This window comes from Mycobacterium sp. 852002-51163_SCH5372311 (assembly GCF_001667115.1).
GTDB lineage: Bacteria > Actinomycetota > Actinomycetes > Mycobacteriales > Mycobacteriaceae > Mycobacterium.
In genome coordinates this window covers 69,852-94,830 of sequence record NZ_LZIJ01000197.1, presented here as the reverse complement: position 1 = coordinate 94,830, position 24,979 = coordinate 69,852, and the positions used below count along the sequence as shown (strand labels likewise).

The following is a 24,979-nucleotide window of genomic DNA, read 5'->3' as shown; positions in this document are numbered from 1 at the left end:
TGATAACCACTTGAGCTGCTCTGGGACAATGGGCCACGTGAGGTCCAAGTGAGCACGACTCCGGTGATGGCCCGCATCGACCTGCGGGGCGCGCAGTTGACGGCCGCCCGGCTGCGGGGCGCCCTGCCGCGCGGCGGTGCCGACGTGGAGAGCGTGCTGCCCAAGGTACGGCCGATCGTGCAGGCCGTGGCCGAACGTGGGACTGAGGCGGCGCTGGAATTCGGGGAGTCATTCGACGGTGTGCGGCCGCCCGCCGTCCGCGTTCCCGACGCGGTGCTAAACGCCGCGCTGACCGGACTGGAGCCCGACGTCCGCGACGCACTGCAGGTGATGATCGAGCGAACCCGCGCAGTCCACGCCGACCAGCGCCGCGCCGACGTCACGACCGCGCTCGCCCCCGGCGCGACGGTCACCGAGCGGTGGGTGCCGGTCGAGCGGGTGGGTTTGTACGTTCCCGGCGGTCAAGCGGTGTACCCGTCCAGCGTGGTGATGAACGTGGTGCCTGCCCAGGTCGCCGGCGTCGATTCGCTGGTGGTGGCCAGCCCGCCGCAGGCGGCGTTCGGGGGCTGGCCGCACCCGACCGTGCTGGCCGCGGCGCGGCTGCTGGGAGTCGACGAGGTATGGGCCGTGGGCGGCGCGCAGGCGGTGGCGCTGCTGGCCTACGGCGGCGCCGACGTCGACGGCGCCGACCTGGCACCGGTCGACATGATCACCGGACCCGGCAACATCTATGTCACGGCGGCCAAGCGGCTGTGCCGATCACAGGTGGGCATCGACGCCGAAGCCGGACCCACGGAGATCGCCATCCTCGCCGACCACACAGCCGAGCCCGCCCACGTAGCCGCCGACCTGATCAGCCAGGCTGAGCACGACGAGATGGCAGCCAGCGTGCTGGTGACCCCGAGCCTCGAGCTGGCCGACGCCACCGATAACGAACTGGCCGCCCAGCTGCAGACCACCGTGCACCGCGATCGGGTCACCGCCGCGCTGAGTGGACGCCAGTCGGCGATCATTCTGGTTGACGACCTGGACTCCGGCATCAAAGTGGTGAACGCCTATGCCGCTGAGCATCTGGAGATCCAGACGGCCGACGCGCCACAGGTCGCCGGACGCGTACGCTCGGCCGGCGCCATCTTCGTCGGACCCTGGGCGCCGGTCAGCCTGGGCGACTACTGCGCCGGGTCCAACCACGTGCTGACGACCGTCGGCAGCGCCCGGCACTCCAGTGGGCTGTCGGTCCAGACATTCCTACGTGGCATCCACGTCGTCGACTACACCGAAGCGGCGCTGAAAGATGTTTCCGGACATGTGATCACGCTGGCCAAGGCCGAAGACCTCCCTTCACACGGTGAGGCGGTACGGCGGAGGTTCGAACGATGAGTACGCCTGAACCCACGCTCGAAGACTTGCCGCTGCGCGACGACCTGCGCGGCAAATCACCCTACGGGGCACCGCAATTGGCGGTCCCGGTGCGGCTGAACACCAATGAGAACCCGCACCCGCCCACCCAGGCGCTGGTCGACGACCTGGTGCGGTCGGTGCAGGATGCCGCGGCGGACCTGCACCGTTATCCGGACCGCGACGCGGTAGCGTTGCGCGCCGACTTGGCCGCCTACCTCACCGCCCAGACCGGCGTCCCGCTGAGTGTCGAAAACCTCTGGGCCGCCAACGGGTCCAATGAGATTCTGCAGCAGCTGCTGCAGGCGTTCGGTGGGCCGGGGCGCACCGCGATAGGTTTTGTGCCCTCCTACTCGATGCACCCGATCATCTCCGGCAGCACCCACACCGAGTGGATCGAGACCCGCCGCGCCTGCGACTTCAGCCTCGACGTCGACGCCGCCGTCGCCGCCGTCACCGAACGACAACCCGATGTGGTCTTTATCGCCAGCCCCAACAACCCTTCCGGACAAAGCATTTCGCTGCCAGCGCTACGCAGGCTGCTGGATGTGGTGCCCGGAATCGTGATTGTCGACGAGGCCTACGGCGAGTTTTCGTCGCAACCCAGCGCCGTGGTGCTGGTGGAGGAATATCCGACTCGACTCATCGTCACCCGCACCATGAGCAAGGCATTCGCCTTCGCCGGCGGACGGCTCGGGTACCTGATCGCCACGCCGGCGGTGATCGACGCGATGCTGTTGGTGCGGTTGCCCTATCACCTGTCGTCTGTCACCCAGGCCGCGGCCAGGGCGGCGCTGCGGCACGCCGACGACACTCTGGGCAGCGTTGCCACCTTGATCGCCGAACGCGAGCGGGTGACAACGGCGCTGTCCGCCATGGGCTTTCGGGTCATTCCGAGCGATGCAAATTTTGTGCTGTTCGGCGAATTCGCCGACGCGCCGGTAGCCTGGCAGCGCTACCTGGACGCCGGAGTTCTGATCCGCGACGTCGGCATTCCCGGTTATCTACGTGCCACAACGGGACTGGCTCATGAAAACGACGCGTTCTTGCGAGCAAGCGCCGAGATCGCCACGACTGAACTCACCTCCAGCCCAGTAGGAGCACCGTGACCGCCACCGAAACCAGGACGCGCCGCGCGCGCATCGAACGCCGCACCAAGGAATCCGACATCGTCGTCGAACTCGATTTGGACGGCACCGGGCAGGTTGACGTCGACACCGGCGTCCCGTTCTACGACCACATGCTGACCGCTCTCGGCACCCACGCCAGCTTCGACCTGACGGTGCGCACCAAAGGCGATGTGGAGATCGAGGGGCATCACACCATCGAGGACACCGCGATCGCGCTCGGCCAGGCCCTTGGGCAGGCCCTCGGAGACAAGAAGGGCATCCGCCGGTTCGGGGACGCGTTCATCCCAATGGACGAGACGCTGGCCCACGCGGCCGTCGACGTGTCCGGCCGGCCCTACTGCGTGCACACCGGAGAGCCGGATCACCTGCAGCACACCACCATTGCCGGGAACTCGGTGCCATACCACACAGTCATCAACCGGCACGTCTTCGAAACGTTGGCCGCCAATGCCCGCATCGCGCTGCACGTGCGTGTGCTGTACGGGCGCGACCCGCACCACATCACCGAGGCGCAGTACAAGGCGGTCGCCCGGGCGCTGCGCCAAGCCGTCGAGCCCGATCCCCGCGTGTCGGGCGTGCCATCCACCAAAGGTGTTCTTTGACGTCCTCTCCGCCCTAGGGGGCGGGGATTCCCGGCTCAGCGAGCACCCGGACCTCAAGGAGATCCGAATGTCTTACAGCTTCAACACCGGCAGGGTTGAGACCAGCCCTGGCCAGAATGACTCTGGCAGCGTTGCGGTCGCGGTCGCAGATTGCCCCGCAGGACTCGCAGACGAAAACCCGTTGCGACAGCAGCATGCGGGACTTCGCCAGAAACTTCGGCTTGAAGTCCTCCACCGCCAAGATCCCGTGGGCGGCAACGACTTTGGTGGCCCACTTACGCGCGGTGTCTTGGCGCTGGCGGGCGACCTTCTTGGACAGCTTGGCGGCAACGCGCTTGGCGCTCAGGTACCCCTTGGATGCACGTTGGCCGGGGGCCGGTTTGCGCCGCGCCATCGTGCGCTGCGCATGAGCAAGCCCTTGGGCGGCACGTTTTGCGTGCTTGGGGTGCGCGAGGTCGTAGTCGGGGTCGGTGGTGGTCGCCACGGCGCGCACACCCCAGTCGATGCCGATGGCCTGATCACAGGCCGGCAGCACCGCGCCGTCGCGGCGCACCACGAAGCTGGCGTACCAGTGCCCGATGCTGTCGCGGTAGCTGCGTACACTGCTGGGCTCGGCCGGCAGTTCCCGCGACCACACCACCGGGACACAAAGGCCACCAGCAAGACACAGACGGCCATCTTTAACAGTGAATCCCCGTTTGGTGTAGTTCAGGCTCGGCAGGCACCGTTTGGCGGACTTAAACTTGCGCCGCCCCTTGCCCTTGGCGCGTTTGGCACGGAAGTTGCGCAGCATCTGCTGTTGGGCCACCACCGAGCCCTCACCCAGCCAGTCATGCTCACCCCGCCAGGCGGTCAAAGTAGTGTCGCGGACCCACTCACCAGTCTCGTTGAGTCGTTCCACCGCCCGGTTCCACACCCACCGGCAGCGGTCCCACTCGGCCAGCATCGCCGCCATCGCGGCCTGGCCAGGGCGCAGCCTGTACCGATAACGGACAACGTTCACGCGGCGAACGCTACGGACACGCTACGACAACACCCCCCATTCCTTCTCGGCCTAAGGGCCGAGGCTTCCTGGGCGGTACTTCTGTGAGCGCTAAATCCGTGGTGGTGCTGGACTACGGCTCGGGAAACTTGCGGTCGGCGCAGCGAGCGCTGCAGCGCGTCGGCGCCGCCGTCGAGGTCACCGCAGACGCCGACGCCGCGTCGGCAGCTGACGGGCTGGTGGTGCCGGGGGTGGGCGCCTTCGAAGCATGCATGAGCGGCCTGCGAAAAATCGCCGGCGAGCGGATCATCGCCGAGCGGATCGCCGCCGGGCGCCCGGTGCTCGGAGTCTGTGTCGGGATGCAGATCCTGTTCGCCCGTGGGGTCGAGTTCGGCGTCGAGACCACAGGGTGCGGCCAGTGGCCGGGAGCCGTCACCCGGCTGGACGCTCCGGTTATCCCGCACATGGGCTGGAACGTGGTGAAGGCGGCGCCCGGCACCGCGCTGTTCAAGGGGCTGGACGTCGACGCGCGGTTCTACTTCGTGCATTCTTACGCCGCCCAACGCTGGGAAGGGTCGTCGGAGGCGCTGCTGACCTGGGCCACCCACCAGGTGCCGTTCCTGGCTGCGGTGGAGGAGGGGCCGCTGGCGGCGACCCAGTTTCACCCGGAGAAGAGTGGGGACGCCGGTGCGGCGGTGCTGAGCAACTGGGTTGAGGGACTGTGAAAGACTTCGCGAAAGTGCATTCCGCGACGCAAACGTCGAGAAGACGTGTCGCTAGTTGCACTGTCGGCGCACCGCAGCGCGGCGCCTGGGAGGAACTGTGCGGCTGATCTTGTTACCCGCTGTCGACGTGGTCGAGGGCCGCGCCGTGCGCCTGGTCCAGGGCAAGGCCGGCAGCGAAACCGAGTACGGCTCAGCGTTGGACGCCGCTCTGGGCTGGCAGCGCGACGGTGCCGAGTGGATTCATCTGGTCGATCTTGATGCAGCGTTCGGCCGGGGCTCCAACCGCGAACTGCTGGCCGAAGTGGTGGGCAAGCTCGACGTGCACGTCGAGCTCTCCGGCGGTATCCGCGACGACGATTCGCTTGCCGCCGCACTGGCCACCGGCTGTGCGCGGGTCAACCTGGGAACGGCGGCCCTGGAGAACCCGCAGTGGTGTGCACAGGTGATCGCCGAACATGGTGACAAGGTGGCCGTCGGGTTGGACGTGCAGATCGACCGGGACAACCCGGCCGGCGAGCACCGGTTGCGCGGGCGCGGCTGGGAAACCGACGGCGGTGACCTGTGGGAGGTGCTGGAACGCCTTGACGTCCAAGGGTGTTCGCGGTTCGTCGTCACCGACGTCACCAAGGACGGCACGCTGGGCGGTCCCAACCTGGAGCTGCTGGCCGGCGTAGCCGAACGCACCGACGCGCCGGTGATCGCCTCTGGCGGCGTGTCCAGCCTCGATGACTTGCGCGCCATCGCCACCCTGACCGATCGCGGGGTCGAGGGCGCCATCGTCGGCAAGGCGCTCTACGCCGGGCGGTTCACCTTGCCGCAGGCGCTGGCCGCGGTGCGGGATTGATCCCGAAATGGATTTGAACGCGCTAGTCGAAAAGGCGTCGGCGATCCTGGACTCGGCGGTGCCGCAGTTCCTGGACGGCCACCGCGCTGATTCAGCGGTGCGGAAGAAGGGCAACGACTTTGCCACCGAAGTCGACCTCGCCATAGAGCGCCAAGTCGTCGCCGCGGTGGAGGACGCGACCGGAATCGGCGTGCACGGTGAGGAATTCGGTGGTTCGGCTGTCGACTCGACGTGGGTGTGGGTGCTCGATCCGGTCGACGGTACGTTCAATTATGCGGCCGGGTCGCCGATGGCCGCGATCTTGCTGGGATTGCTGCACAACGGCGAACCGGTGGCCGGCCTGTCCTGGTTGCCGTTCACCGACGAGCGCTACACCGCCGTCGCCGGCGGCCCCTTGATGAAAAACGGTGTGCCGCAGCCGTCGCTGGAACATACCGAGCTGTCCGACGCGCTGGTCGGGGTCGGCAGCTTCAGCGCCGATTCGCGGGGCCGCTTCCCGGGCCGCTATCGAGTCACGCTGCTGGAAAATCTCAGCCGGGTGTCGTCGCGGTTGCGTATGCACGGCTCGACCGGTATCGACCTTGCTTACGTCGCCGATGGAATCCTGGGTGGGGCAATAGTTTTCGGCGGCCATGTGTGGGACCACGCGGCCGGCGTGGCACTGGTGCAGGCCGCCGGCGGGGTCGTCACCGACTTGGCCGGCGAACCGTGGACCCCGGAATCACGGTCCGCGCTGGCCGCAGCCCCCGGCACCCACGGCGAGATGCTCGAAATCGTGCGCAGCACGGGCCAACCGGAGGATTACTGAGATGTATTCCGGTGACGGCCTTGCCGTGCGGGTGATTCCTTGCCTGGACGTCGATGACGGACGGGTGGTGAAGGGCGTCAATTTCGAGAATCTCAGGGATGCGGGCGATCCCGTGGAACTCGCCGCCGCCTACGACGCCGACGGCGCCGACGAGCTGACGTTTCTCGATGTGACCGCGTCGTCGTCGGGCAGGGCCACCATGCTGGAGGTGGTGCGCCGCACCGCCGAGCAGGTGTTCATCCCTCTGACGGTCGGCGGCGGGGTGCGCACGGTTTCCGACGTCGACGTGTTGTTGCGGGCGGGGGCCGACAAGGTTTCGGTCAACACCGCGGCCATCGCCCGCCCGGATCTGTTGGCGGACATGGCAAACCAGTTCGGGTCCCAGTGCATCGTGCTGTCCGTCGACGCTCGCACGGTACCGCCCGGCTCGGAGCCGACGCCTTCGGGCTGGGAGGTCACCACCCACGGTGGTCGGCGCGGAACCGGAATCGACGCGGTCGAGTGGGCCGCTCGCGGTGCCGAGCTCGGCGTGGGCGAGATCCTGCTCAACTCGATGGACGCCGACGGCACCAAGGCCGGATTCGACCTGCCGATGCTGCGGGCGGTGCGCGCCGCGGTGACGGTTCCGGTGATCGCCAGCGGGGGAGCGGGCGCCGTCGAACACTTCGCACCGGCGGTTGCCGCTGGCGCCGATGCGGTGTTGGCGGCCAGCGTTTTTCACTTCGGTGAACTCACGATCGGGCAGGTGAAGGCCGCGATGACGGCAGAAGGGATCACCGTGCGATGACGCTCGACCCGGACATCGCCGCGCGGCTGAAGCGCAACGCCGACGGCCTGTTCACCGCCGTCGTACAGGAGCGTGACAGCGGTGACGTGCTGATGGTCGCCTGGATGGACGATGCGGCATTGGCCCGCACCCTGGAAACCCGTGAGGCGACGTATTATTCGCGGTCCCGCGGCGAGCAGTGGATCAAGGGGGCGACTTCCGGACATACGCAGCACGTTCATTCGGTGCGGCTGGACTGCGACGGCGACACCGTGCTGTTGACGGTCGACCAGGTGGGCGGCGCGTGCCATACGGGTGACCACAGCTGCTTTGACGCGACCGTGCTGCTCGAGCCCGAGAATCAACCGCCACGCTGAATCAGCCGGGTAATGCCTCCAATCCTTCTGCTGCGGCGAGCGCCGCGCGCGCCCATGCTTGGTGGTCGACAGCCGGCTTGATCCGCTCGCGCCGGATCCTGTCGACTTCGATCGGCTTTCCATTGGTCACCGCCTCGGGCACCCGGAATGAGAAGGCCGACTCGTCGGTAGCGACGGCCAGCATGGCGTCGGCGTCACCGAAACCGTTGGCGCGCATGGTGTCCTCGGCCCATCGCAGCGGCTTGACGCCGCCGAAGTTCTTGACATACACCACCCACAGGTGGGTACCACGCCGGTTGTCGAGCCTGGTGATGGCCAGGTTCACCGCAAAGTGCTCTGCGGGAGTGAGTACGCCGAATTCGTCGGTGATTCGGGCGGCCAGTTTTGTCGTAGGCGTCGACGGCGGCGCCGCATTGGCGCTCGACGGTGCCGCTGGCGCAGCGACGCCGCCGGCCTGTCGGTGGGAGTGGGAGCCGAGCATCCGGGCACCGACGACGACGGCCACCGCAACCAGCACAATGGTGACCGCCGCCGCGATCAGCGCCGCCGGCCCCAGCCGACGGGTGCGTTTTGGCAGTGACGAGCTTTCTGGCGTTGCGACCGCCCGCGTCGGTCCGGAGTCTGTCGAACCTGCTGCGGTGACCGGTGTGCCCGCCAGTGCCGACGCGAAATCCGAGCACGTCGCATAACGTTCGTCCGGATTTTTGGCCATTGCTTGGGCAATGACCGCGTCGAGTTCTGCCAGTTCGGGGCGGTGCTCACTGACCCGCGGCGGCGGCGCCGATAGGTGGTGGGTGATGACCACGGCCGGGTTGGAATGCTGGAACGGTGCATTGCCGGTGAGCAGGTGAAATGCGGTACATCCGAGGGCGTATTGGTCGGCTCGGCCGTCCAGGTCGGCGCCTTGGAGTTGTTCGGGCGCAGAGTAGGCGGTGGTGCCCATCGCCATGTTGGTCGCGGTCAGGCCGCTGATCTCGCCGAGTTCGCGCGCGATACCGAAGTCTGCGAGCAGGATGCGTCGCCGCGGGTGGGCATCACCGAGCAGGATGTTGGCCGGTTTGACGTCACGGTGCAGCAGTCCGCGGGAATGCGCGTGATCGAGCGCCTCGGCAACAGCCGAGGCGATTTCGACGACGTCCGTGCGCGGCATACCCGACGGGTACTGGCTGCTCAGCAGTCTTGCCGCGTCGGTCCCCTCGACATAGTCCATCGAGATCCACAGTTGCCCTTCATATTCGCCGCGATCGTGGATCCCGACAATGTGCTCGTGGTAGAGGCTGGCGGCCAACTCGGCCTCACGGTTGAAACGTTGGCGGAATTCGAGATCCGCGCTGACCTCGGTGGGCAAGATTTTCAGGGCATCGCGACGGGGCAGTCGCGGATGCTGAGCCAGATACACCTGTCCCATTCCGCCGGCACCGAGCCGTCGAATGATGGTGTATCCGGCGAATATCTCGCCTTCGCTGAGGCCATCGGGTTGCGGCATGTGAGCATGCTACTTACGCCCGCGCTGCGGCAACCGGATAACTAGCGGGGGCAGCAGCGGGCATACGTCGCCGTTCGGTTGGCTGGTGGCCTGAAGAAGAATGGCGGTCGATGTTGAAACGTGTGTCGTGGACCGTGGTGGTCCCGCTGCTTGCCCTCATCGTGCTGGCGCTGACGTGGGGCGAGCACCTCGGGCCGGTAGCCGCCGTGGTGGCGGCGGTGTTGCTCGGTGGTGCCGTTCTGGCCGCGGTACATCACGCCGAGGTGGTGGCGCACCGCGTCGGCGAGCCATTCGGGTCACTGGTGCTGGCTGTTGCAGTGACGACCATCGAGGTGGCCTTGATCGTGACGTTCATGGCAGAGGGTGGAAACGAGACGGCGACCCTGGCCAGGGACACCGCTTTTGCCGCCCTGATGATCACCACGAACGGGATCGCCGGCTTGTCACTGCTGCTCGGTTCCCACCGCTATGGCGTGACGTTGTTCAACGCCCATGGCAGCGGCGCCGCCCTGGCGACGGTGACCTCGGTGGCGACGCTGAGCCTGGTGCTGCCGTCGTTCACCACAGGTCAACGGGGTCCGGAGTTCACGCCGGGGCAGCTTGCGTTCGCGGCAGTCGCTTCGCTGGTGCTCTATCTGCTGTTCGTGTTCACGCAAACGGTGCGCCACCGTGACTTTTTTCTGCCGGTCACACAGCGAGGTCAAAAGAGCTTCTTCGAGGACGAGAGCCATGCGGAGCCGCCGAGCATCAGCAGCGCGCTGACGAGCCTGGCGTTGCTGCTGGTCGCGCTGGTAGCGGTGGTTGGCCTGGCCGAGCAGGAATCGCCGGCGATCGCCCATGCGGTGGCGGCGGCCGGCTTCCCGCGGTCGTTCGTCGGCGTGGTGATCGCCGCGCTGGTGCTGTTGCCGGAGACACTCGCGGCAGCGCGCGCGGCGCGGCAGGGCCGTATCCAGACGAGCCTGAACCTGGCCTACGGCTCGGCGATGGCCAGCATCGGGCTCACGATTCCGGTCATCGCGCTTGCCTCGATCTGGATCCAGGGACCGTTGTTGCTGGGGCTTGGCGCCATCCAGCTGGTGCTGCTGCTGGTGACCGTTGTGATCAGTGTGCTGACGGTCGTTCCCGGCCGTGCCACCCGACTGCAGGGCGAATTGCATCTGGTGCTGCTGGCGGCCTACGTCTTTCTGGCCGCGAACCCCTGATTTGGTAGCCCGACTGGGTTATCTCGCGCGCAGCGTCTCCAGCGCCTTGTCGGCGTGGGCGTCCATGCTGATCTCGCTGGAGATCACGTCGAGCACCCGGCGGTCGGTGTCGATGACGAACGTGGTGCGTTTGACCGGTATCAACTTGCCGAGCAAACCGCGCTTGACGCCGAACTGCGCGGCAACCTTGCCGTCGGAGTCCGACAGCAGCGGGTAGTCGAAGTTCTGCGTTTCGGCGAACTTGGCCTGCTTCTGGACAGGATCGACGCTGATGCCGACCCTGCTCGCTCCCAGGGTGGCGAATTCCGAAGCCAGATCCCGGAAGTGGCAGGCTTCCTTGGTGCAGCCCGGAGTCATCGCTGCCGGATAAAAGAACAGAACGACGGGCCCGTCGGACAACAGGGCGCTGAGCTTGCGCGGCGTTCCGGTCTGATCGGGCAGTTCGAAGTCGGCCACGATGTCACCAGTTTTCATGGCCGTCAGGCTACGCCCCGCATGCAGGACCAGGTCGCGGCGCCGGATCTGGGAAGATGGTCCGGTGCACGCCCACCTCGCCGCCACCACCTCACGCGAGGACTTCCACCACCTGGCGGCCGAACACCGTGTTGTGCCGGTGACCCGTAAGGTCTTGGCCGACAGCGAGACCCCGCTGTCGGCGTACCGAAAACTCGCCGCCAACCGTCCCGGCACCTTTCTGCTGGAATCCGCCGAGAATGGCCGATCCTGGTCGCGCTGGTCGTTCATCGGTGCGGGGTCGCCGTCGGCGCTGACGGTTCGCGACGGCCAGGCCGTGTGGCTGGGTACCGTTCCGCAGGACGCCCCCACCGGCGGCGATCCACTGCAGGCTCTGCGGGCAACTCTCGAACTGCTGGCCACCGGGCCCCTCCCGGGGCTTCCACCCCTGTCCGGTGGCATGGTCGGCTTCTTCGCCTACGACTTGGTACGGCGCCTGGAACGCCTGCCCGAGCTGGCCGTCGACGACCTGCGATTGCCGGACATGTTGCTGTTGCTGGCCACCGATCTGGCCGCGGTCGATCACCACGAGGGCACCATCACGCTGATCGCCAACGCGGTGAACTGGAACGGCACCGACGAGCGGGTCGACTGGGCGTACGACGACGCCGTCGCTCGGCTGGACGTGATGACGGCGGCGCTTGGTCAGCCGCTGCCGTCGACCGTCGCCACGTTCAGCAGGCCCGAACCGCGGCATCGAGCCCAGCGCACGGTCGAGGAATACGGCAAGATCGTCGAGTACCTGGTGGAGCAGATAGCAGCGGGTGAGGCGTTTCAAGTCGTGCCGTCGCAGCGATTCGAGGTGGACACCCCGGTCGATCCGATCGACGTGTACCGCATCCTGCGGGTCACCAATCCAAGCCCGTACATGTATCTGCTGCAGGTGCCGAATAGTGAAGGCGCAACGGACTTTTCGATCGTCGGGTCCAGTCCGGAGGCGCTGGTCACCGTCAGCGACGGCCGGGCTACGACACACCCGATCGCCGGCACTCGCTGGCGCGGACACAACGAAGAAGAGGATCAGCTGCTCGAGAAGGAGCTGCTGACCGACGAAAAAGAACTGGCCGAACACCTGATGCTGGTCGACCTGGGTCGCAACGACCTGGGCCGGGTGTGCACGCCGGGCACCGTCCGGGTCGAGGATTACAGCCACATCGAACGCTACAGCCACGTGATGCATCTGGTGTCCACCGTGACCGGGGTGCTGGACGAGGGCCGCACCGCCCTGGACGCAGTGACTGCGTGCTTCCCGGCGGGCACGCTGTCGGGCGCGCCGAAGGTCCGTGCGATGGAGCTCATCGAAGAGGTGGAGAAGACGCGTCGCGGCCTGTACGGCGGCGTGGTCGGCTACCTCGACTTCGCGGGCAACGCCGATTTCGCGATCGCGATTCGCACCGCGCTGATGCGCGACGGCACCGCGTACGTGCAGGCCGGCGGTGGGGTGGTGGCCGACTCCAACGGGCCCTATGAATACAACGAGGCAACCAACAAGGCGCGCGCTGTGCTCGCTGCCGTCGCCGCCGCCGAGACCCTGGCCGTTCCGGAGGCGAGCAGCCGTGGCTCCTAAGTCCGGGAGCGATCGGCCCCGTCGGCTGACCAGCCGCTTGACGATCGGGATCGCTCAGGTGTTGCTGGTGGTCGCAGCGGGTCTGCTGTGGACGGCGTCGCGGCTGCCGTGGGTGGTGGTCCGGTCGTTCGACGGGCTGGGCCCGCCCAAATCGGTGACGTTGTCCGGCGCATCGTGGTCGACGGCTCTGCTGCCGCTGGCGTTGTTGATGCTCGCCACTGCCGTGGCAGCGGTCGCGGTGCGCGGCTGGCCGATGCGACTGGTGGCCGGACTGCTGGCGGCGACGAGCTTTGCCGTCGGCTATCTCGGCATCAGTCTGTGGGTCATCCCCGACGTGTCGGTGCGCGGCGCCGAACTCGCGCATATCCCGATAGCGTCGTTGGTCGGAAGCGAGCGGCACTACTGGGGTGCGGCGATCGCCCTCGCCTCAGCCGTTTGCACTTTGATCGCCGCCGTGTTGTTGATGCGCTCGGCGGTGATCTTCGGGACGGACGACGAGAGGACTGCGAAATACGCGGCGCCTGCTGTCCGCCGATCGATGGCACGCGGCGACGATGCCCATCAAAATGACACGTCCGCACCGAAGGGGGGTATGTCGGAGCGGATGATCTGGGATGCCCTCGACGAGGGGCGTGACCCGACCGATTCGTCCCGCGGGTCGGACACCGAGGGTCGGTGACGAACCGCGCGCCGACGGCCGCTACCCTTCATGAACGTCGCGGAATTCGGCTGGCAGGCCGTCGCGACGATGCGAGGGCAGTGCAATGGCAGTGGGACTGCAGTGGAGAGGAAACGCAGGCATGAGTCCGGCAACCGTCCTTGACTCCATCCTCGAGGGAGTCCGGGCCGATGTTGCCGCGCGCGAAGCCGTCGTGAGCCTGTCGGTGATCAAGGCCGCCGCTGCTGCCGCACCGCCGCCGCTCGATGTGATGGCCGCCTTGCGCGAGCCGGGTATCGGTGTCATTGCCGAGGTGAAGCGCGCCAGCCCGTCGGCGGGCACGCTGGCCACCATCGCCGACCCGGCAAAGCTGGCCCGGGCTTACGAGGATGGCGGCGCACGCATCATCAGCGTGCTGACCGAGGAGCGACGTTTTCAAGGCTCGCTCGATGACCTTGACGCGGTGCGCGCCGCGGTTTCAATTCCGATATTGCGCAAAGACTTTGTGGTGCAGCCTTATCAGATCCACGAAGCGCGCGCGCACGGCGCCGACATGTTGTTGCTCATCGTGGCCGCGCTGGACCAGTCGGCGCTGGTGTCGATGCTTGACCGCACCGAATCACTTGGCATGACCGCGCTTGTCGAGGTGCACACCGAGCAGGAAGCCGACCGGGCATTGAAGGCGGGCGCCAGGGTGATCGGTGTCAACGCGCGTGATCTGGCGACCCTCGAGGTTGACCGGGATTGCTTCGCGCGGATCGCACCTGGGCTGCCCAGCAACGTGATCCGGATCGCCGAATCAGGTGTGCGCCACACGGGTGATCTGCTGGCCTACGCCGGTGCCGGTGCTGACGCCGTGTTGGTCGGTGAAGGTCTGGTCAAAAGCGGTGATCCCCGTGCGGCGGTTGCCGATCTGGTCACCGCCGGTACCCATCCATCCTGTCCGAAACCGGCTCGCTAGCCGTTGATGAGCCGCGTGCGCTTCGAGCATCGGTGATGTCAGATCTTTCCCGCCCGGGTCTTCCGCGCACCAGCGCTGCTATCGCCGAACCCACGCGCTACGACCCGGACTCGGGTGGTCATTTCGGCGGCTCCGGGTGGGGCGGCCGGTACGTCCCCGAGGCCTTGATGGCGGTGGTCGAGGAGGTCACCACCGCCTACGAGAAGGAGCGCGTCAACCAGGACTTCCTCGATACCCTGGACAAGTTGCAGTCGAATTATGCCGGTAGGCCGTCGCCGCTGTATGAGGCCGCTCGCCTGAGCGAGCACGCCGGCTCCGCACGAATCTTCCTCAAACGAGAAGACTTGAACCACACCGGTTCCCACAAGATCAACAACGTTCTCGGGCAGGCATTGCTGGCGCGCAGAATGGGCAAGACCCGGGTGATCGCCGAGACCGGGGCAGGGCAGCACGGGGTGGCCACGGCCACCGCGTGCGCGCTGCTCGGCCTGGACTGCATCGTCTACATGGGCGCCGTTGACACCGCTCGGCAGGCGCTGAATGTCGCACGGATGCGACTGCTCGGTGCGAAGGTGGTCTCGGTCGAAACCGGGTCGCAAACGCTCAAAGACGCTATCAACGAGGCGTTTCGCGATTGGGTTACCAACGCCCACAACACCTACTACTGCTTCGGCACTGCCGCCGGGCCGCATCCCTTCCCGACCATGGTGCGTGATTTCCAGCGCATCATCGGACTGGAGACACGCGCGCAGATCCAGGAGCAGACGGGCCGGTTGCCCGATGCCGTCACGGCCTGCGTCGGTGGGGGATCCAACGCCATCGGAATCTTTCACGCATTTCTCGACGACCCCGGTGTGCGGCTGGTCGGGTTCGAGGCGGCAGGCGATGGCGTCGAGACCGGCCGGCATGCAGCGACATTCACCGGTGGCTCGCCGGGAGCATTTCAGGGATCGTTCTCCTACCTACTGCAGGACGACGACGGTCAGACCATCGAATCCCATTCGATCTCAGCGGGTTTGGATTATCCGGGGGTGGGTCCCGAACACGCCTGGTTGAGGGAGACCGGACGTGCCGAGTACCGGCCCATCACCGATGCTGAGGCAATGGACGCCTTCCGGCTGTTGTGCCGCGCAGAAGGCATCATCCCAGCCATCGAATCCGCGCACGCGGTGGCCGGTGCCCTCGAACTTGGCACCGAGTTGGGTGAGGGCGCGGTGATCGTGGTGAACCTCTCTGGTCGCGGCGACAAGGACGTCGAGACCGCCGCGAAATGGTTCGGCCTGCTGGACGAGCAATCGGATTCTAGCTGATGATGATCGTCGGGCAGAGCGAAACAAGCAGGCTCGGAACGGTTTTCCGGTCATGCCGTCAGGACAATCGCGCCGCGCTGATCGGCTACCTTCCCACCGGGTTTCCCGATGTGCCAACGTCCCTGGACGCGATGATTTCCCTGGTCGAATCTGGTTGCGACATAGTCGAAGTCGGAGTCCCGTATTCGGACCCGGGTATGGACGGGCCCACCATCCAGCGAGCCACCGAGGCCGCGTTGCGCGGAGGAGTCCGGGTCCGCGACACCCTGACTGCGGTCGACGCGATAAGCAAGGCCGGTGGACGAGCGGTGGTGATGACGTACTGGAATCCGGTGCTGCGTTACGGGGTTGACGCGTTTGCACGCGATCTGGCCGCGGCTGGTGGGTACGGCATGATCACGCCCGACCTCATACCCGATGAGGCGCAACAGTGGCTGGCGGCGTCCGACGAGCACCGGCTGGACCGGATCTTCCTGGTGGCGCCGTCGTCCACGACCCAACGTCTGGCCAGCACCGTCGAGGCGTCACGTGGATTTGTCTACGCGGCGTCGACGATGGGCGTGACCGGTGCACGCGATGCGGTGTCGGATGCCGCGCCGGAGCTGGTGGGGAGGGTGAAGGCAGTGTCTGACATACCGGTTGGCGTCGGTTTGGGGGTGCGCTCGGGGAAGCAGGCGGCGCAGATCGGCGGCTACGCCGACGGCGTCATCGTCGGTTCTGCGTTGGTGTCGGCGTTGACCGATGGTTTGCCGAGGTTGCGCGCGCTGACGGGCGAACTCGCCGCCGGTGTTAGGCAAAGGATGTCCGCATGACGACGTGGCTCGCATATTTCCCCAGCCCGCCGCGCGGGGTCTGGCACCTTGGGCCGCTACCGATTCGTGCCTATGCGCTGTTCATCATCATCGGGATTGTGGTTGCTCTGCTGATCAGCGACCGGCGTTGGGAAGCGCGGGGTGGGCAGCGCGGAGTGGTCTACGACATCGCGTTGTGGGCTGTGCCGTTCGGTTTGGTCGGCGGCCGCCTGTATCACCTGGCTACGGATTGGCGGACATATTTCGGTCCGGGCGGTGCCGGATTCGGTGCGGCACTGCGGATCTGGGACGGCGGCTTGGGTATCTGGGGCGCAGTGGCCCTCGGCGGTGTCGGAGCTTGGATCGGCTGTCGACGTCGCGGAATTCCGCTGCCGGCCTTCGCCGACGCGATTGCCCCTGGAATTATCTTGGCGCAGGCCATCGGTCGGCTCGGCAACTACTTCAACCAAGAGCTCTACGGTCGGGAAACCAGGTTGCCCTGGGGACTGGAGATTTTCTGCCGCCAGGACCCAGCCGGATTTGACAAGGATTGCTACGGCAAGACAAGTATTCCGTCAATTGTTCATTCGCTTGACGGCGTCTCGACCGGGGTGAGGGCGTTAGTTGTGCACCCCACCTTTCTCTACGAATTGATATGGAACGTCCTGGTATTCGCCGCATTGATCTATCTGGACCGGCGGTTCAAGCTGAGCCATGGCCGACTGTTCGCGGCCTACGTCGCCCTGTACTGCGTCGGCCGATTCTGGATCGAGCTGCTTCGCGACGACGCCGCCACACACATCGCCGGGATCCGGATCAATTCGTTCACATCGACATTCGTGTTCATCGGAGCCGTGGTCTACATCATTCTGGCGACCAAGGGCCGTGAAGAGCCTGCGATTCTGCGGGGTACCGGGCCTATCGCCGAGGAGGCACCAGAACCTGAGGCGGCAGCAGAGCCGGCGCCCGTTTCGGCGGACGCAACGCCGACGATCACAGCGCCGGCAGGTCCAGGAGAAGACGACAAACTGGTTGATTTTTCCGAAGTGGCGAAGTCCGAGGAAGGTGCGGAGCCGGAAGTCGCGGAGACCGGGACGGCCGCGGCCGCGGAGGCAGAGGTCATCGAGCCGGAGGTCATCGAGCCGCAGGCCGCGGCGGCCACAACACCTGAGGTTGCTGAGGTCGCCCAGACAGCGCCCGAAGTGGTAAAGCCGGAAGTCGCAGAGGCAGCGGTCGCGCAGCCTGAAATGGGTGGTTGGCTGCGTAAGCTTCGGTCGCGGCGGCAGGAGCAAAGTCCTGAAGCTGCCGAGATGGACGCTGCGCAGGCAGCCGCCCAGCCGGAAGCCGTGAAGCCTGAGCCCGCCGAGGCTGAATCCACGGACGCAGACGTTGTCGAGCCGGAAGTCGCGGAGCCTGCCCCCGAGCCTGAACCCACCGAGCCGGAAGTCGCCGAGCCGGAGGCCGCCGAGCCGGAAGTCGCCGAGCCGGAGGCCGCCGAGCCGGAGGCCGCCGAGCGTGAAGTTGCGGAGTCTGAAGCCGCCGAGCCGGCGCCCGCAGATGCTGAAGTTGTCGAACCGGAAGTTGCGGATGCCGGCGTTGCCGAGCCGGTGGCCGCGGAGACTGAAGTCGCAGAGACCGGGGAGGCTGCGGGTGCAGAGGCAGAGCCCACAGCGGCTGCGGTCGCTGAACGCGCAGAGGTCGAGAACGTTCAAGCCGCCGAGCCGGAGGCCGCAGAGGTCGTCGGGGACGAGGAGACGGCGTCTGAAGTCGCAGCGGCTGCTGCTGCCGAACCTGACGTTGGCGGGTGGTTGCGCAAGCTTCGGTCGCGGAGGCAGAAAGCGCGAAGTGTGGAGAGCGCCGAGCCCGACGCCGCAGAGCCGGAAATAACGGAGGCTGCCGTTGCCGAACCGGAGGTTGTCGAGCCCACGGCCGCGGCGCCGGAGGAAGTAGAGCCGGAAACCGAAGAGCCCGAGCCCCAGGGCGAAGGGGCTGAGGCGGAAACCGAAGAGCCCGAGCCCCAAACCGAAGGGGCTGAGGCGGAAACCGAAGAGCCCGAGCCCCAAGCCGAACGGGCTGAGGCGGAAACCGAAGAACCGGAGCCCCAGGGCGAAGGGGCTGAGGCGGAAACCCAAGAGCCCGAGGCCGAAGCCCCGGAGGCCGAAGCGGAAGCCGCTGAGTCCGAACCCGTCGAGCCAGAGGCTGAGGAGGAGCATCCGGAACCGGAGGCGGATGAAGAACCGGTCGAAGGAGCGGCGGACGCCGTCGAACAAGCCGAAGCCGACGAGAAGACGGACTCCGAAGCGCCTGTTGCCGAAAAGACCGACGAGGACAAGGCAACTCCGAGCCCCACCCCGCTGACGTCGGGCACCCCTGGCTCCGCCCGAGAGCGCTGGCGGCAACGAATGCGAAACCTGAGGTCACGCTCGGCCCGGTAGCACCATCGGGGACACTCACCGTCACCCTGAAGGCCGCCTGTTCTGGCATGCTGAAGCGGTGACCAAACCGTCGCGGCGTGGTGCTGGAGAGCTCGACAGGTCCCAGCCGCCCCCGCTCAACGACGAGTGTTCAGAGCACAAACATCGTGGTCGCCGCTACAGCGCAATCGGATCTGGCTTGGTCCTGGCCGGCGCGTTCAGTTACATCGGCCTCGTCGACCCGCACAACCCGCATTCGGTTTATCCGCTGTGTCCGTTCAAGTTGCTTACCGGCTGGAATTGTCCCCTGTGTGGCGGCCTTCGAATGGTGCACGACCTGCTGCACGGCGACCTTGCCGCCAGCGTCAACGACAACATCTTCGCTCTGGTCGGCATCCCGCTGCTGGCCGGATGGATCGTGCTACGGCGCCGCCAGGGCCGGTCGCTGCTGCCGGTCCCGGCCACGGTGACCGTCATTGTTTTGACGATCGCGTGGACTGTACTGCGCAACCTTCCCGGCTTCCCGTTGATCCCAACAATTCTCGGCGGCTGAGGAGCCCATTAGCGGCAGCGTCATCCTGATAACCCAAGCCCAACGCGAGCCGGGCTGGCACAGCAGGACGAGATCCCACTGCACGGCCGTTGTCCTTTTCCTGCTCAGGCGGCCGCCGTAGGCTCGTGGCGATGCTGGAGAAGTCCGAGATCCGGTTCCTTCCCCTTGACGGCCGCCAGGTGGCGTACGAGATCCGTGGGGACGGTCCACCACTTGTCGCTCCGGCGTGGTGGGTGAGCCACCTCGAGCTTGACTGGCAGAGTGCTGGATTTCGGCGGTTCTGGGAAGGCGCCGCCGACAGATACACACTTATCCGCTATGACCGGCTGGGTGTCGGCATGTCCGACCGCACCGTGCGAGAGTCGGATCTGACCATCGACGGGGAAGTCGCGACGCTGCGGGCGCTCATAGACGAGCTTGAGCTGGACCGCGTGTCGCTCGTCGGCGGCTCGTGTGGAAGCTGCGCCGCAATCGCATTTGCCGCCATGTTTCCGGAGCGCGTCGAGCGCCTTGTGCTTTACGGGTCTTACCCCGATGGCGCGGCAATTGCCGCTCCGGGCGTGGCGACGGCGATCTTCGCGGCGGTACGCGCGCATTGGGGACTCGGCTCGCGCCTGCTCAGCAACATCTTCCTCGGTGGAGCCGACGCTGCGGAGCACGAGCGCTTTGCGCGGTTCCAGCGGGAGGCTGCGACCGCCGAAACCGCCGCCGCGTTGTTGGATCTCGTCTATCGCATCGACGTTCGCGCGTATCTTCCGCTCGTCCGCCGGCCGGCGCTGGTCGTCCATCGTCGCGACGACCGGGCCGTGCCGTACCGGCTGGGCCGTGAGGTCGCGGCCTCGATTCCGGGCGCGACATTTATCCCGCTGCAGGGGAGCGCGCACTTCCCCTGGCACGGTGACGTCGATTCCGTCGTCCGCGCGTGCCGCGCATCGCTGGCACCTGCGCCGCGACACCATACGAGCGTGCCGGAGACCGATCTGCTTTCCCCTCGTGAGCGTGAGATCCTTGCCTGCGTCGCGCGGGGTCTGAGCGATCGCGAGATCGCAGAGCAGCTTGTGCTGAGTCCGCATACCGTTCACCGCCACGTCGCGAACATCCGCAGCAAGCTGGGTCGCACCTCACGCACGGCCGCAGTCGCGGAGGCTGCGCGTCTCGGACTACTTTGAGATAGCCGGAAAGGGCCATCTGCGAAGGATGGCCGCGCTGAGCGATGCGCGCAGGATGCGGGCAACCGTACGTTCGCGTCGTGACAGATAGCGCAAGCACCGAAGTCCAGATGACCCCGCCGTCTGCGGCGTGGCTGCGAATTCTCGCCATGGTGTACGACCCGTTTTGCTGGTTGGGCGAGATCGCCGGGATGAGGAGCCGACGACGTGCGCTCCTGGGCAACGCCCGCGGGAGTGTTGTCGAGATCGGCGCCGGCACGGGGCTAAACGTTGCCCATTATCCGGATGGAATCGCCGAACTCGTGATCACCGAGCCCGTTGCGGCGATGCGCCGAAGACTCATGCGTCGCCTGCAGCGGCATGGGCGCGTCGCACGGATCATCGACGCACCTGCGGAGCGCCTACCGCTGGCCGATGCGTCAGTTGACACCGTCGTCTCCACGCTCGTCCTATGCACCGTCGATGACCCGGAAGGTGCGCTCCGCGAGATCGCGCGCGTACTCCGTCCGGATGGGCAGTTGCTGTTCATAGAACACGTGCGCGCAAGCTCGCGGTTCCTCGCGGCCTGGCAGGACCAGTTGGACGATCCGTGGCGCCACTTCGCAGGCGGCTGCCGCTGCAACCGCGCGACTATCGAGCTGATGCGTGCCTGTGGCTTCGCTGTCATGGCCGACAGCGCCGTGTGGCGCGGCATGCCGCGGATCGTTCATCCGCTAGTGGTTGGGCGGGCGACTCGGTGACGGCCGGTGTGTGCCGATTCCGGAGAGCAGAGTGGAGGCGAAGATGAGCGACGGGCGCGTGCGATACGCGCGGAACGGGGATGTCCGCCTCGCCTATCGAGTCTTCGGCGAAGGCGAGCCAACGCTGGTCTGGGTCCCGGGCTGGGTGAGTAACGTCGACCTGTACGACGACCCGACGACACCATTTGCTCCTCTGGTCGCGCACCTCGCTCGTAGGACGCGCCTAGTCGTCTGGGACAAGCGCGGGACAGGACTCTCCGATCCGGTCACGCGGATTCCGCCGCTAGACGAACGCATGGACGACTTGAACGCTGTGCTCGAGGCCGTGGATGCGGGTCGTCCGGCGCTGCTTGGCATATCCGAGGGCGGGCCGATGAGCGTTCTGTTCGCCGCAACCTACCCCGAGCGCGTGCGGTCCATGGTGCTCTACGGCACAGCGGCGCGGTTTGTACGTGAGCCGCCCCATTTCCCTTGGGGCTTGCCAGCAAGTCAAATCGAGGCGGGCGTTGCCGATATCGACGAGCACTGGGGCGAGGGCTTTCTGGCGAAGGCGCTGCTTGGCGACGCGGCGCATTCGCCTGGTGTTCGAGAGATGCTCGGCAAAATGGAGCGCGCGTGCGCGAGTCCGACTATCGCGCAAAAGCTTTGGCGATCGCTGGGTCAGATCGATGTCGGGGACATCCTCAAGTCGGTTCAAACGCCCACCCTGGTGCTGTCCCGCCCTGGTGATCGGATGGTACCGATCGACTCGTCGCGGGCGCTTGCGTCCGCTATTCCTGGGGCGGTGTTTCGGGCACTGCCGCCTGGTGCGCATGCGGCCTTCGACATCGACGACTCGCTCGCTGCCGAAACCCTAGCCTTTGTCTGCGGCGACACCGCGTCGGCAGTGAACGAGCGGGTGCTGATGACCGTGTTGTTCACCGACATCGTGGGCAGCAGCGAGCAAGTCGTGGCTAGCGGAGACCGCCGATGGTGTCATCAACTCGATGCTCATGATGAGCTGGTCGACGCGCTGCTGGCCAGGTACGGCGGCCGACGTGCGAAGCACACCGGCGACGGCATCTTCGCGCATTTCGACGGACCAACCAAGGCAGCTCGTTGTGCTTTGGAATTGGTCCCCGCGCTTGCCACCCGCGGCATCCGCATCCGTGCCGGAGTGCACACGGGCGAAGTCGAGCGACGCGGGGACGAGTGGAGCGGCAGAGCGGTGCACATCGGTGCCCGGCTAGGCGCGATGGCCGGAGCCGACGAAGTTCTCACCAGTCGTACGGTGCGCGACCTCTCAGCAGGGTCAGGGCTGCGCTTTGAAAGCCTCGGTGTTCGCCACATGAAGGGCCTTGATGAAGAGACAGAAGTCTTCCGTGTCACTGCACAAATGGGAGCTCTGTTCTAAGGCGAAATCAGGACGCTCTGTCGACAGCTCTGAACGCCGTGCAGGGTCAGAGCCAACTGATGCCGACGCTTCGCGCGTCGCATAGTGTCGCCCGCCATTGAACTCGCGACCCTGCCAAATAGTTTGAGTCAGTGGCAGCATGCAGCGGCTGGAAGGTCCGACAAGGGCTTCAGGTCGCCCAAGCTGTGCGCGTATGCTCGGCGACCGACCCCAATGACAGAGAGCGCGACTATGCTGATTCGGCGTGACGCGACGCGGGAAGATCGTCTGCACCCTTGGCCCTGCCTCCCAATCGGAGGAGTCGCTTCAGGCGCTGGTCGAGGCCGGAATGGACGTCGCCCGAATGAACTTCAGTCACGGCGACTACGCCGACCACAAGGTGGTTTACGAGCGGGTCCGGGCTGCCTCCGATACGACCGGCCGGGCGGTCGGGGTGCTCGCCGACCTGCAGGGTCCCAAGATCAGGTTGGGACGCTTCGCCACCGGGCCCACCTACTGGGCGGACGGTGAATCGGTTCGGATCACAGTCGCCGAGTGCGAAGGCAGCCACGACCGGGTCTCGACGACCTATAAGAGGCTCGCCATGGACGCCGTCGTCGGCGACCGGGTTCTGGTCGACGACGGCAAGGTCGGCCTGGTGGTATCCGGGATCGACGGCGACGACGTCATCTGCACTGTCACCGAAGGCGGTCCGGTCAGCAACAACAAGGGATTGTCGTTGCCCGGGATGAACGTGACCGCTCCAGCGCTGTCGGAAAAGGACATCGAGGATCTCACCTTCGCGCTGGAACTCGGCGTCGACCTCGTCGCGCTTTCTTTCGTCCGCTCTCCGTCTGATGTGGAGCTGGTCCATGAGGTAATGGATCGGGTGGGGCGCCGGGTGCCGGTGATCGCCAAGCTGGAAAAGCCGGAAGCCATCGACAATCTGGAAGCGATCGTGCTGGCGTTTGACGCCATCATGGTTGCGCGCGGCGATCTGGGCGTCGAGTTGCCGCTCGAAGAGGTGCCGTTGGTGCAGAAGCGGGCCATCCAGATGGCCAGGGAGAACGCGAAACCGGTCATCGTCGCCACCCAGATGCTGGACTCGATGATCGAGAACTCGCGGCCCACCCGCGCCGAGGCCTCCGACGTTGCCAACGCAGTGCTTGACGGGGCCGACGCGCTGATGTTGTCCGGGGAAACCTCGGTGGGGAAGTACCCGCTGGCGGCGGTCCGGACGATGTCGCGAATCGTCTGCGCGGTTGAGGAAAACTCAACGGCCGCACCACCTTTGACGCATGTGCCGCGCACCAAGCGCGGGGTGATCTCCTACGCCGCCCGCGACATCGGGGAGCGGCTCGACGCCAAGGCGCTGGTTGCGTTCACCCAGTCGGGCGATACCGTCCGACGGCTTGCCCGCCTGCATACGCCGTTGCCGCTGCTGGCCTTTACCGCTTGGCCCGAAGTCCGCAGCCAGCTCGCCATGACCTGGGGCACCGAGACGTTCATCGTCCCGAAAATGAGCTCCACCGACGGCATGATCCGCCAAGTAGACAAGTCGTTGCTGGAGCTCGGCCGCTACAAGCGCGGCGACCTGGTGGTCATCGTGGCCGGCGCTCCGCCGGGGACAGTGGGTTCGACCAACCTGATCCATGTGCACCGGATCGGCGAGGACGACGTCTAAAGCGTGTCCGACTTCGACGAACTGCTGGCAGTACTGGATCTCAAACGCGTCGCCGACGACCGGTTTATCGGATCTCATCCGAGCAAGAACCCGATGCGCACATTCGGCGGGCTGCTCGTGGCGCAGTCCTTCGTCGCCAGCACTCGCAGCCTGACCCGCGACGACCTGCCGCCCAGCGCCGTCTCGGTACACTTCATCAACGGCGGTGATACCGCGAAGGACATCGAATTCCAGGTTGTCCGGCTGCGGGATGAGCGGCGCTTCGCCAATCGGCGGGTCGACGCGGTGCAGGACGGGATGTTGCTTTCCTCGGCGATGATTTCCTACATGTCCGGCGGCCGTGGGCTCGAGCATGCTGTCGATCCGCCGGAGGTACCCGACCCGCACACGCTGCCGCCGATCGGCGAGTTGCTACGCGGCTACGAGCAAACCGTTCCGCACTTCGTCAACGCTCTGCAGCCGATCGAATGGCGCTACACAAATGACCCGGCATGGGTGATGCGCGAGAAGGGCGATCGGCTTGCCCACAACCGGGTTTGGCTCAAAGCTCTGGGTGCTATGCCCGACGATCCCGTGCTGCATGCCGCGACCATGCTGTATTCCTCGGACACCACCGTGCTGGATTCCGTCATCACCACGCATGGGCTGTCGTGGGGGTTCGATCGCATCTTCGCGGCGTCGGCCAACCACTCGGTGTGGTTTCACCGGCCCGTCAATTTCGGCGACTGGGTCTTGTATTCGACGTCGTCGCCGGTCGCTTCGGATTCCCGCGGGCTGGGCACCGGGCATTTCTTCGACCGATCCGGGCAGCTCATCGCCACGGTGGTGCAGGAAGGCGTCCTGAAATATTTCCCGGCCGCGCGCCGATAGTCAGGTTGTGGGTCCTGACGGACAACCGTCCGCAATGGGCTCAGCGACGACGGCGAT

Annotated in this window: 24 protein-coding genes; 21 read left to right on the top strand and 3 right to left on the bottom strand. The window is 66.3% G+C overall.

The genetic code is table 11. From position 1 onward, the window contains the following. The first annotated feature begins 63 nt into the window (after positions 1-63). From hisD to hisB, 3 genes are read left to right on the top strand one after another with little or no spacing between them, the layout of a single operon-like run. A complete protein-coding gene (gene hisD / locus A5791_RS24330; RefSeq protein ID WP_156661590.1) occupies positions 64-1,380 on the top strand; it encodes a histidinol dehydrogenase in 1,317 nt (438 codons plus the stop codon). Next, positions 1,377-2,507, top strand: coding sequence for a histidinol-phosphate transaminase (locus A5791_RS24325; RefSeq protein ID WP_067242564.1), 1,131 nt, complete (start codon positions 1,377-1,379; stop codon positions 2,505-2,507). Before hisD ends, A5791_RS24325 begins: the two co-directional genes overlap by 4 nt. After that, a complete protein-coding gene (hisB, locus tag A5791_RS24320; protein WP_067242562.1) occupies positions 2,504-3,130 on the top strand; it encodes an imidazoleglycerol-phosphate dehydratase HisB in 627 nt (208 codons plus the stop codon). Before A5791_RS24325 ends, hisB begins: the two co-directional genes overlap by 4 nt. A gap of 13 nt (positions 3,131-3,143) precedes the next feature. On the opposite strand, the gene A5791_RS24315 is transcribed toward hisB, so the two are convergent. Beyond that, positions 3,144-4,133, bottom strand: coding sequence for an RNA-guided endonuclease TnpB family protein (locus A5791_RS24315; RefSeq protein ID WP_067242560.1), 990 nt, complete (start codon positions 4,131-4,133; stop codon positions 3,144-3,146). Between the two features lie 83 nt (positions 4,134-4,216). Between A5791_RS24315 and hisH the strand changes: the two genes are divergently transcribed. The 5 genes from hisH to hisI all read left to right on the top strand — a co-directional run bounded on the left by hisH (position 4,217) and on the right by hisI (position 7,632). Then, the gene (hisH, locus tag A5791_RS24310) at positions 4,217-4,837 is read left to right on the top strand and encodes an imidazole glycerol phosphate synthase subunit HisH (protein ID WP_067242558.1); all 621 of its coding nucleotides are present in this window, start codon (positions 4,217-4,219) and stop codon (positions 4,835-4,837) included. Between the two features lie 97 nt (positions 4,838-4,934). Further along, positions 4,935-5,681 (top strand): bifunctional 1-(5-phosphoribosyl)-5-((5-phosphoribosylamino)methylideneamino)imidazole-4-carboxamide isomerase/phosphoribosylanthranilate isomerase PriA, encoded by a 747-nt coding sequence (priA, locus tag A5791_RS24305; RefSeq protein WP_067242556.1) that lies wholly within the window; start codon positions 4,935-4,937, stop codon positions 5,679-5,681. 7 nt (positions 5,682-5,688) lie between these two features. Next, positions 5,689-6,489, top strand: a complete 801-nt coding sequence (locus tag A5791_RS24300) for an inositol monophosphatase (protein ID WP_067242554.1) — start codon at positions 5,689-5,691, stop codon at positions 6,487-6,489. A gap of 1 nt (position 6,490) precedes the next feature. Then, on the top strand, positions 6,491-7,276 hold the full coding sequence (gene hisF / locus A5791_RS24295; RefSeq protein ID WP_067242552.1) for an imidazole glycerol phosphate synthase subunit HisF: 786 nt from the start codon (positions 6,491-6,493) through the stop codon (positions 7,274-7,276). Next, the gene (hisI, locus tag A5791_RS24290) at positions 7,273-7,632 is read left to right on the top strand and encodes a phosphoribosyl-AMP cyclohydrolase (RefSeq protein ID WP_067242550.1); all 360 of its coding nucleotides are present in this window, start codon (positions 7,273-7,275) and stop codon (positions 7,630-7,632) included. The genes hisF and hisI overlap by 4 nt, the downstream gene beginning before the upstream one ends. A gap of 1 nt (position 7,633) precedes the next feature. On the opposite strand, the gene A5791_RS24285 is transcribed toward hisI, so the two are convergent. After that, positions 7,634-9,118, bottom strand: a complete 1,485-nt coding sequence (locus A5791_RS24285) for a serine/threonine-protein kinase (protein ID WP_067242548.1) — start codon at positions 9,116-9,118, stop codon at positions 7,634-7,636. A gap of 110 nt (positions 9,119-9,228) precedes the next feature. On the opposite strand from A5791_RS24285, the gene A5791_RS24280 reads away from it, so the two are divergent. Beyond that, positions 9,229-10,320: a calcium:proton antiporter gene (locus tag A5791_RS24280; RefSeq protein ID WP_067242546.1), complete on the top strand. Its 1,092-nt coding sequence runs from the start codon at positions 9,229-9,231 to the stop codon at positions 10,318-10,320. A gap of 18 nt (positions 10,321-10,338) precedes the next feature. Here the strand turns inward: A5791_RS24280 and A5791_RS24275 are convergent, their stop codons facing one another. Beyond that, positions 10,339-10,794 carry a peroxiredoxin gene (locus A5791_RS24275; protein WP_067242544.1) on the bottom strand — a complete coding sequence of 152 codons (456 nt, stop codon included), beginning with the start codon at positions 10,792-10,794 and terminating at the stop codon, positions 10,339-10,341. Positions 10,795-10,858: 64 nt separating this feature from the next. Here A5791_RS24275 and A5791_RS24270 point away from each other — a divergent pair, with 64 nt between their 5' ends. The 12 genes from A5791_RS24270 to A5791_RS24215 all read left to right on the top strand — a co-directional run bounded on the left by A5791_RS24270 (position 10,859) and on the right by A5791_RS24215 (position 24,922). Further along, positions 10,859-12,400 (top strand): anthranilate synthase component I, encoded by a 1,542-nt coding sequence (locus tag A5791_RS24270; protein WP_067242542.1) that lies wholly within the window; start codon positions 10,859-10,861, stop codon positions 12,398-12,400. Beyond that, complete coding sequence (locus tag A5791_RS24265) at positions 12,390-13,079, top strand: TIGR02234 family membrane protein (RefSeq protein WP_067242540.1); 690 nt, start codon at positions 12,390-12,392, stop codon at positions 13,077-13,079. Before A5791_RS24270 ends, A5791_RS24265 begins: the two co-directional genes overlap by 11 nt. 121 nt (positions 13,080-13,200) lie before the next feature. Beyond that, entirely contained in the window at positions 13,201-14,019 is an 819-nt protein-coding gene (trpC, locus tag A5791_RS24260; protein ID WP_067242538.1) for an indole-3-glycerol phosphate synthase TrpC, read from the top strand. 35 nt (positions 14,020-14,054) lie between these two features. Further along, the gene (trpB, locus tag A5791_RS24255) at positions 14,055-15,329 is read left to right on the top strand and encodes a tryptophan synthase subunit beta (RefSeq protein ID WP_067242536.1); all 1,275 of its coding nucleotides are present in this window, start codon (positions 14,055-14,057) and stop codon (positions 15,327-15,329) included. Further along, complete coding sequence (gene trpA / locus A5791_RS24250; protein ID WP_067242534.1) at positions 15,329-16,141, top strand: tryptophan synthase subunit alpha; 813 nt, start codon at positions 15,329-15,331, stop codon at positions 16,139-16,141. The genes trpB and trpA overlap by 1 nt, the downstream gene beginning before the upstream one ends. Then, the gene (gene lgt, locus A5791_RS24245; RefSeq protein WP_067242532.1) at positions 16,138-18,555 is read left to right on the top strand and encodes a prolipoprotein diacylglyceryl transferase; all 2,418 of its coding nucleotides are present in this window, start codon (positions 16,138-16,140) and stop codon (positions 18,553-18,555) included. Before trpA ends, lgt begins: the two co-directional genes overlap by 4 nt. A gap of 178 nt (positions 18,556-18,733) precedes the next feature. After that, complete coding sequence (locus A5791_RS24240) at positions 18,734-19,087, top strand: DUF2752 domain-containing protein (protein WP_067242530.1); 354 nt, start codon at positions 18,734-18,736, stop codon at positions 19,085-19,087. A gap of 131 nt (positions 19,088-19,218) precedes the next feature. Beyond that, positions 19,219-20,256, top strand: a complete 1,038-nt coding sequence (locus A5791_RS24235) for an alpha/beta fold hydrolase (RefSeq protein ID WP_067242689.1) — start codon at positions 19,219-19,221, stop codon at positions 20,254-20,256. Between the two features lie 110 nt (positions 20,257-20,366). Beyond that, positions 20,367-20,996 (top strand): class I SAM-dependent methyltransferase, encoded by a 630-nt coding sequence (locus A5791_RS24230; RefSeq protein WP_067242528.1) that lies wholly within the window; start codon positions 20,367-20,369, stop codon positions 20,994-20,996. Positions 20,997-21,039: 43 nt separating this feature from the next. Beyond that, complete coding sequence (locus A5791_RS24225; RefSeq protein ID WP_067242687.1) at positions 21,040-22,389, top strand: adenylate/guanylate cyclase domain-containing protein; 1,350 nt, start codon at positions 21,040-21,042, stop codon at positions 22,387-22,389. A 244-nt stretch (positions 22,390-22,633) separates the two neighbouring features. Then, the gene (gene pyk, locus A5791_RS24220; protein ID WP_067242526.1) at positions 22,634-24,052 is read left to right on the top strand and encodes a pyruvate kinase; all 1,419 of its coding nucleotides are present in this window, start codon (positions 22,634-22,636) and stop codon (positions 24,050-24,052) included. A 3-nt stretch (positions 24,053-24,055) separates the two neighbouring features. After that, positions 24,056-24,922: an acyl-CoA thioesterase II gene (locus A5791_RS24215; protein ID WP_067242524.1), complete on the top strand. Its 867-nt coding sequence runs from the start codon at positions 24,056-24,058 to the stop codon at positions 24,920-24,922. Positions 24,923-24,979: the final 57 nt, after the last annotated feature.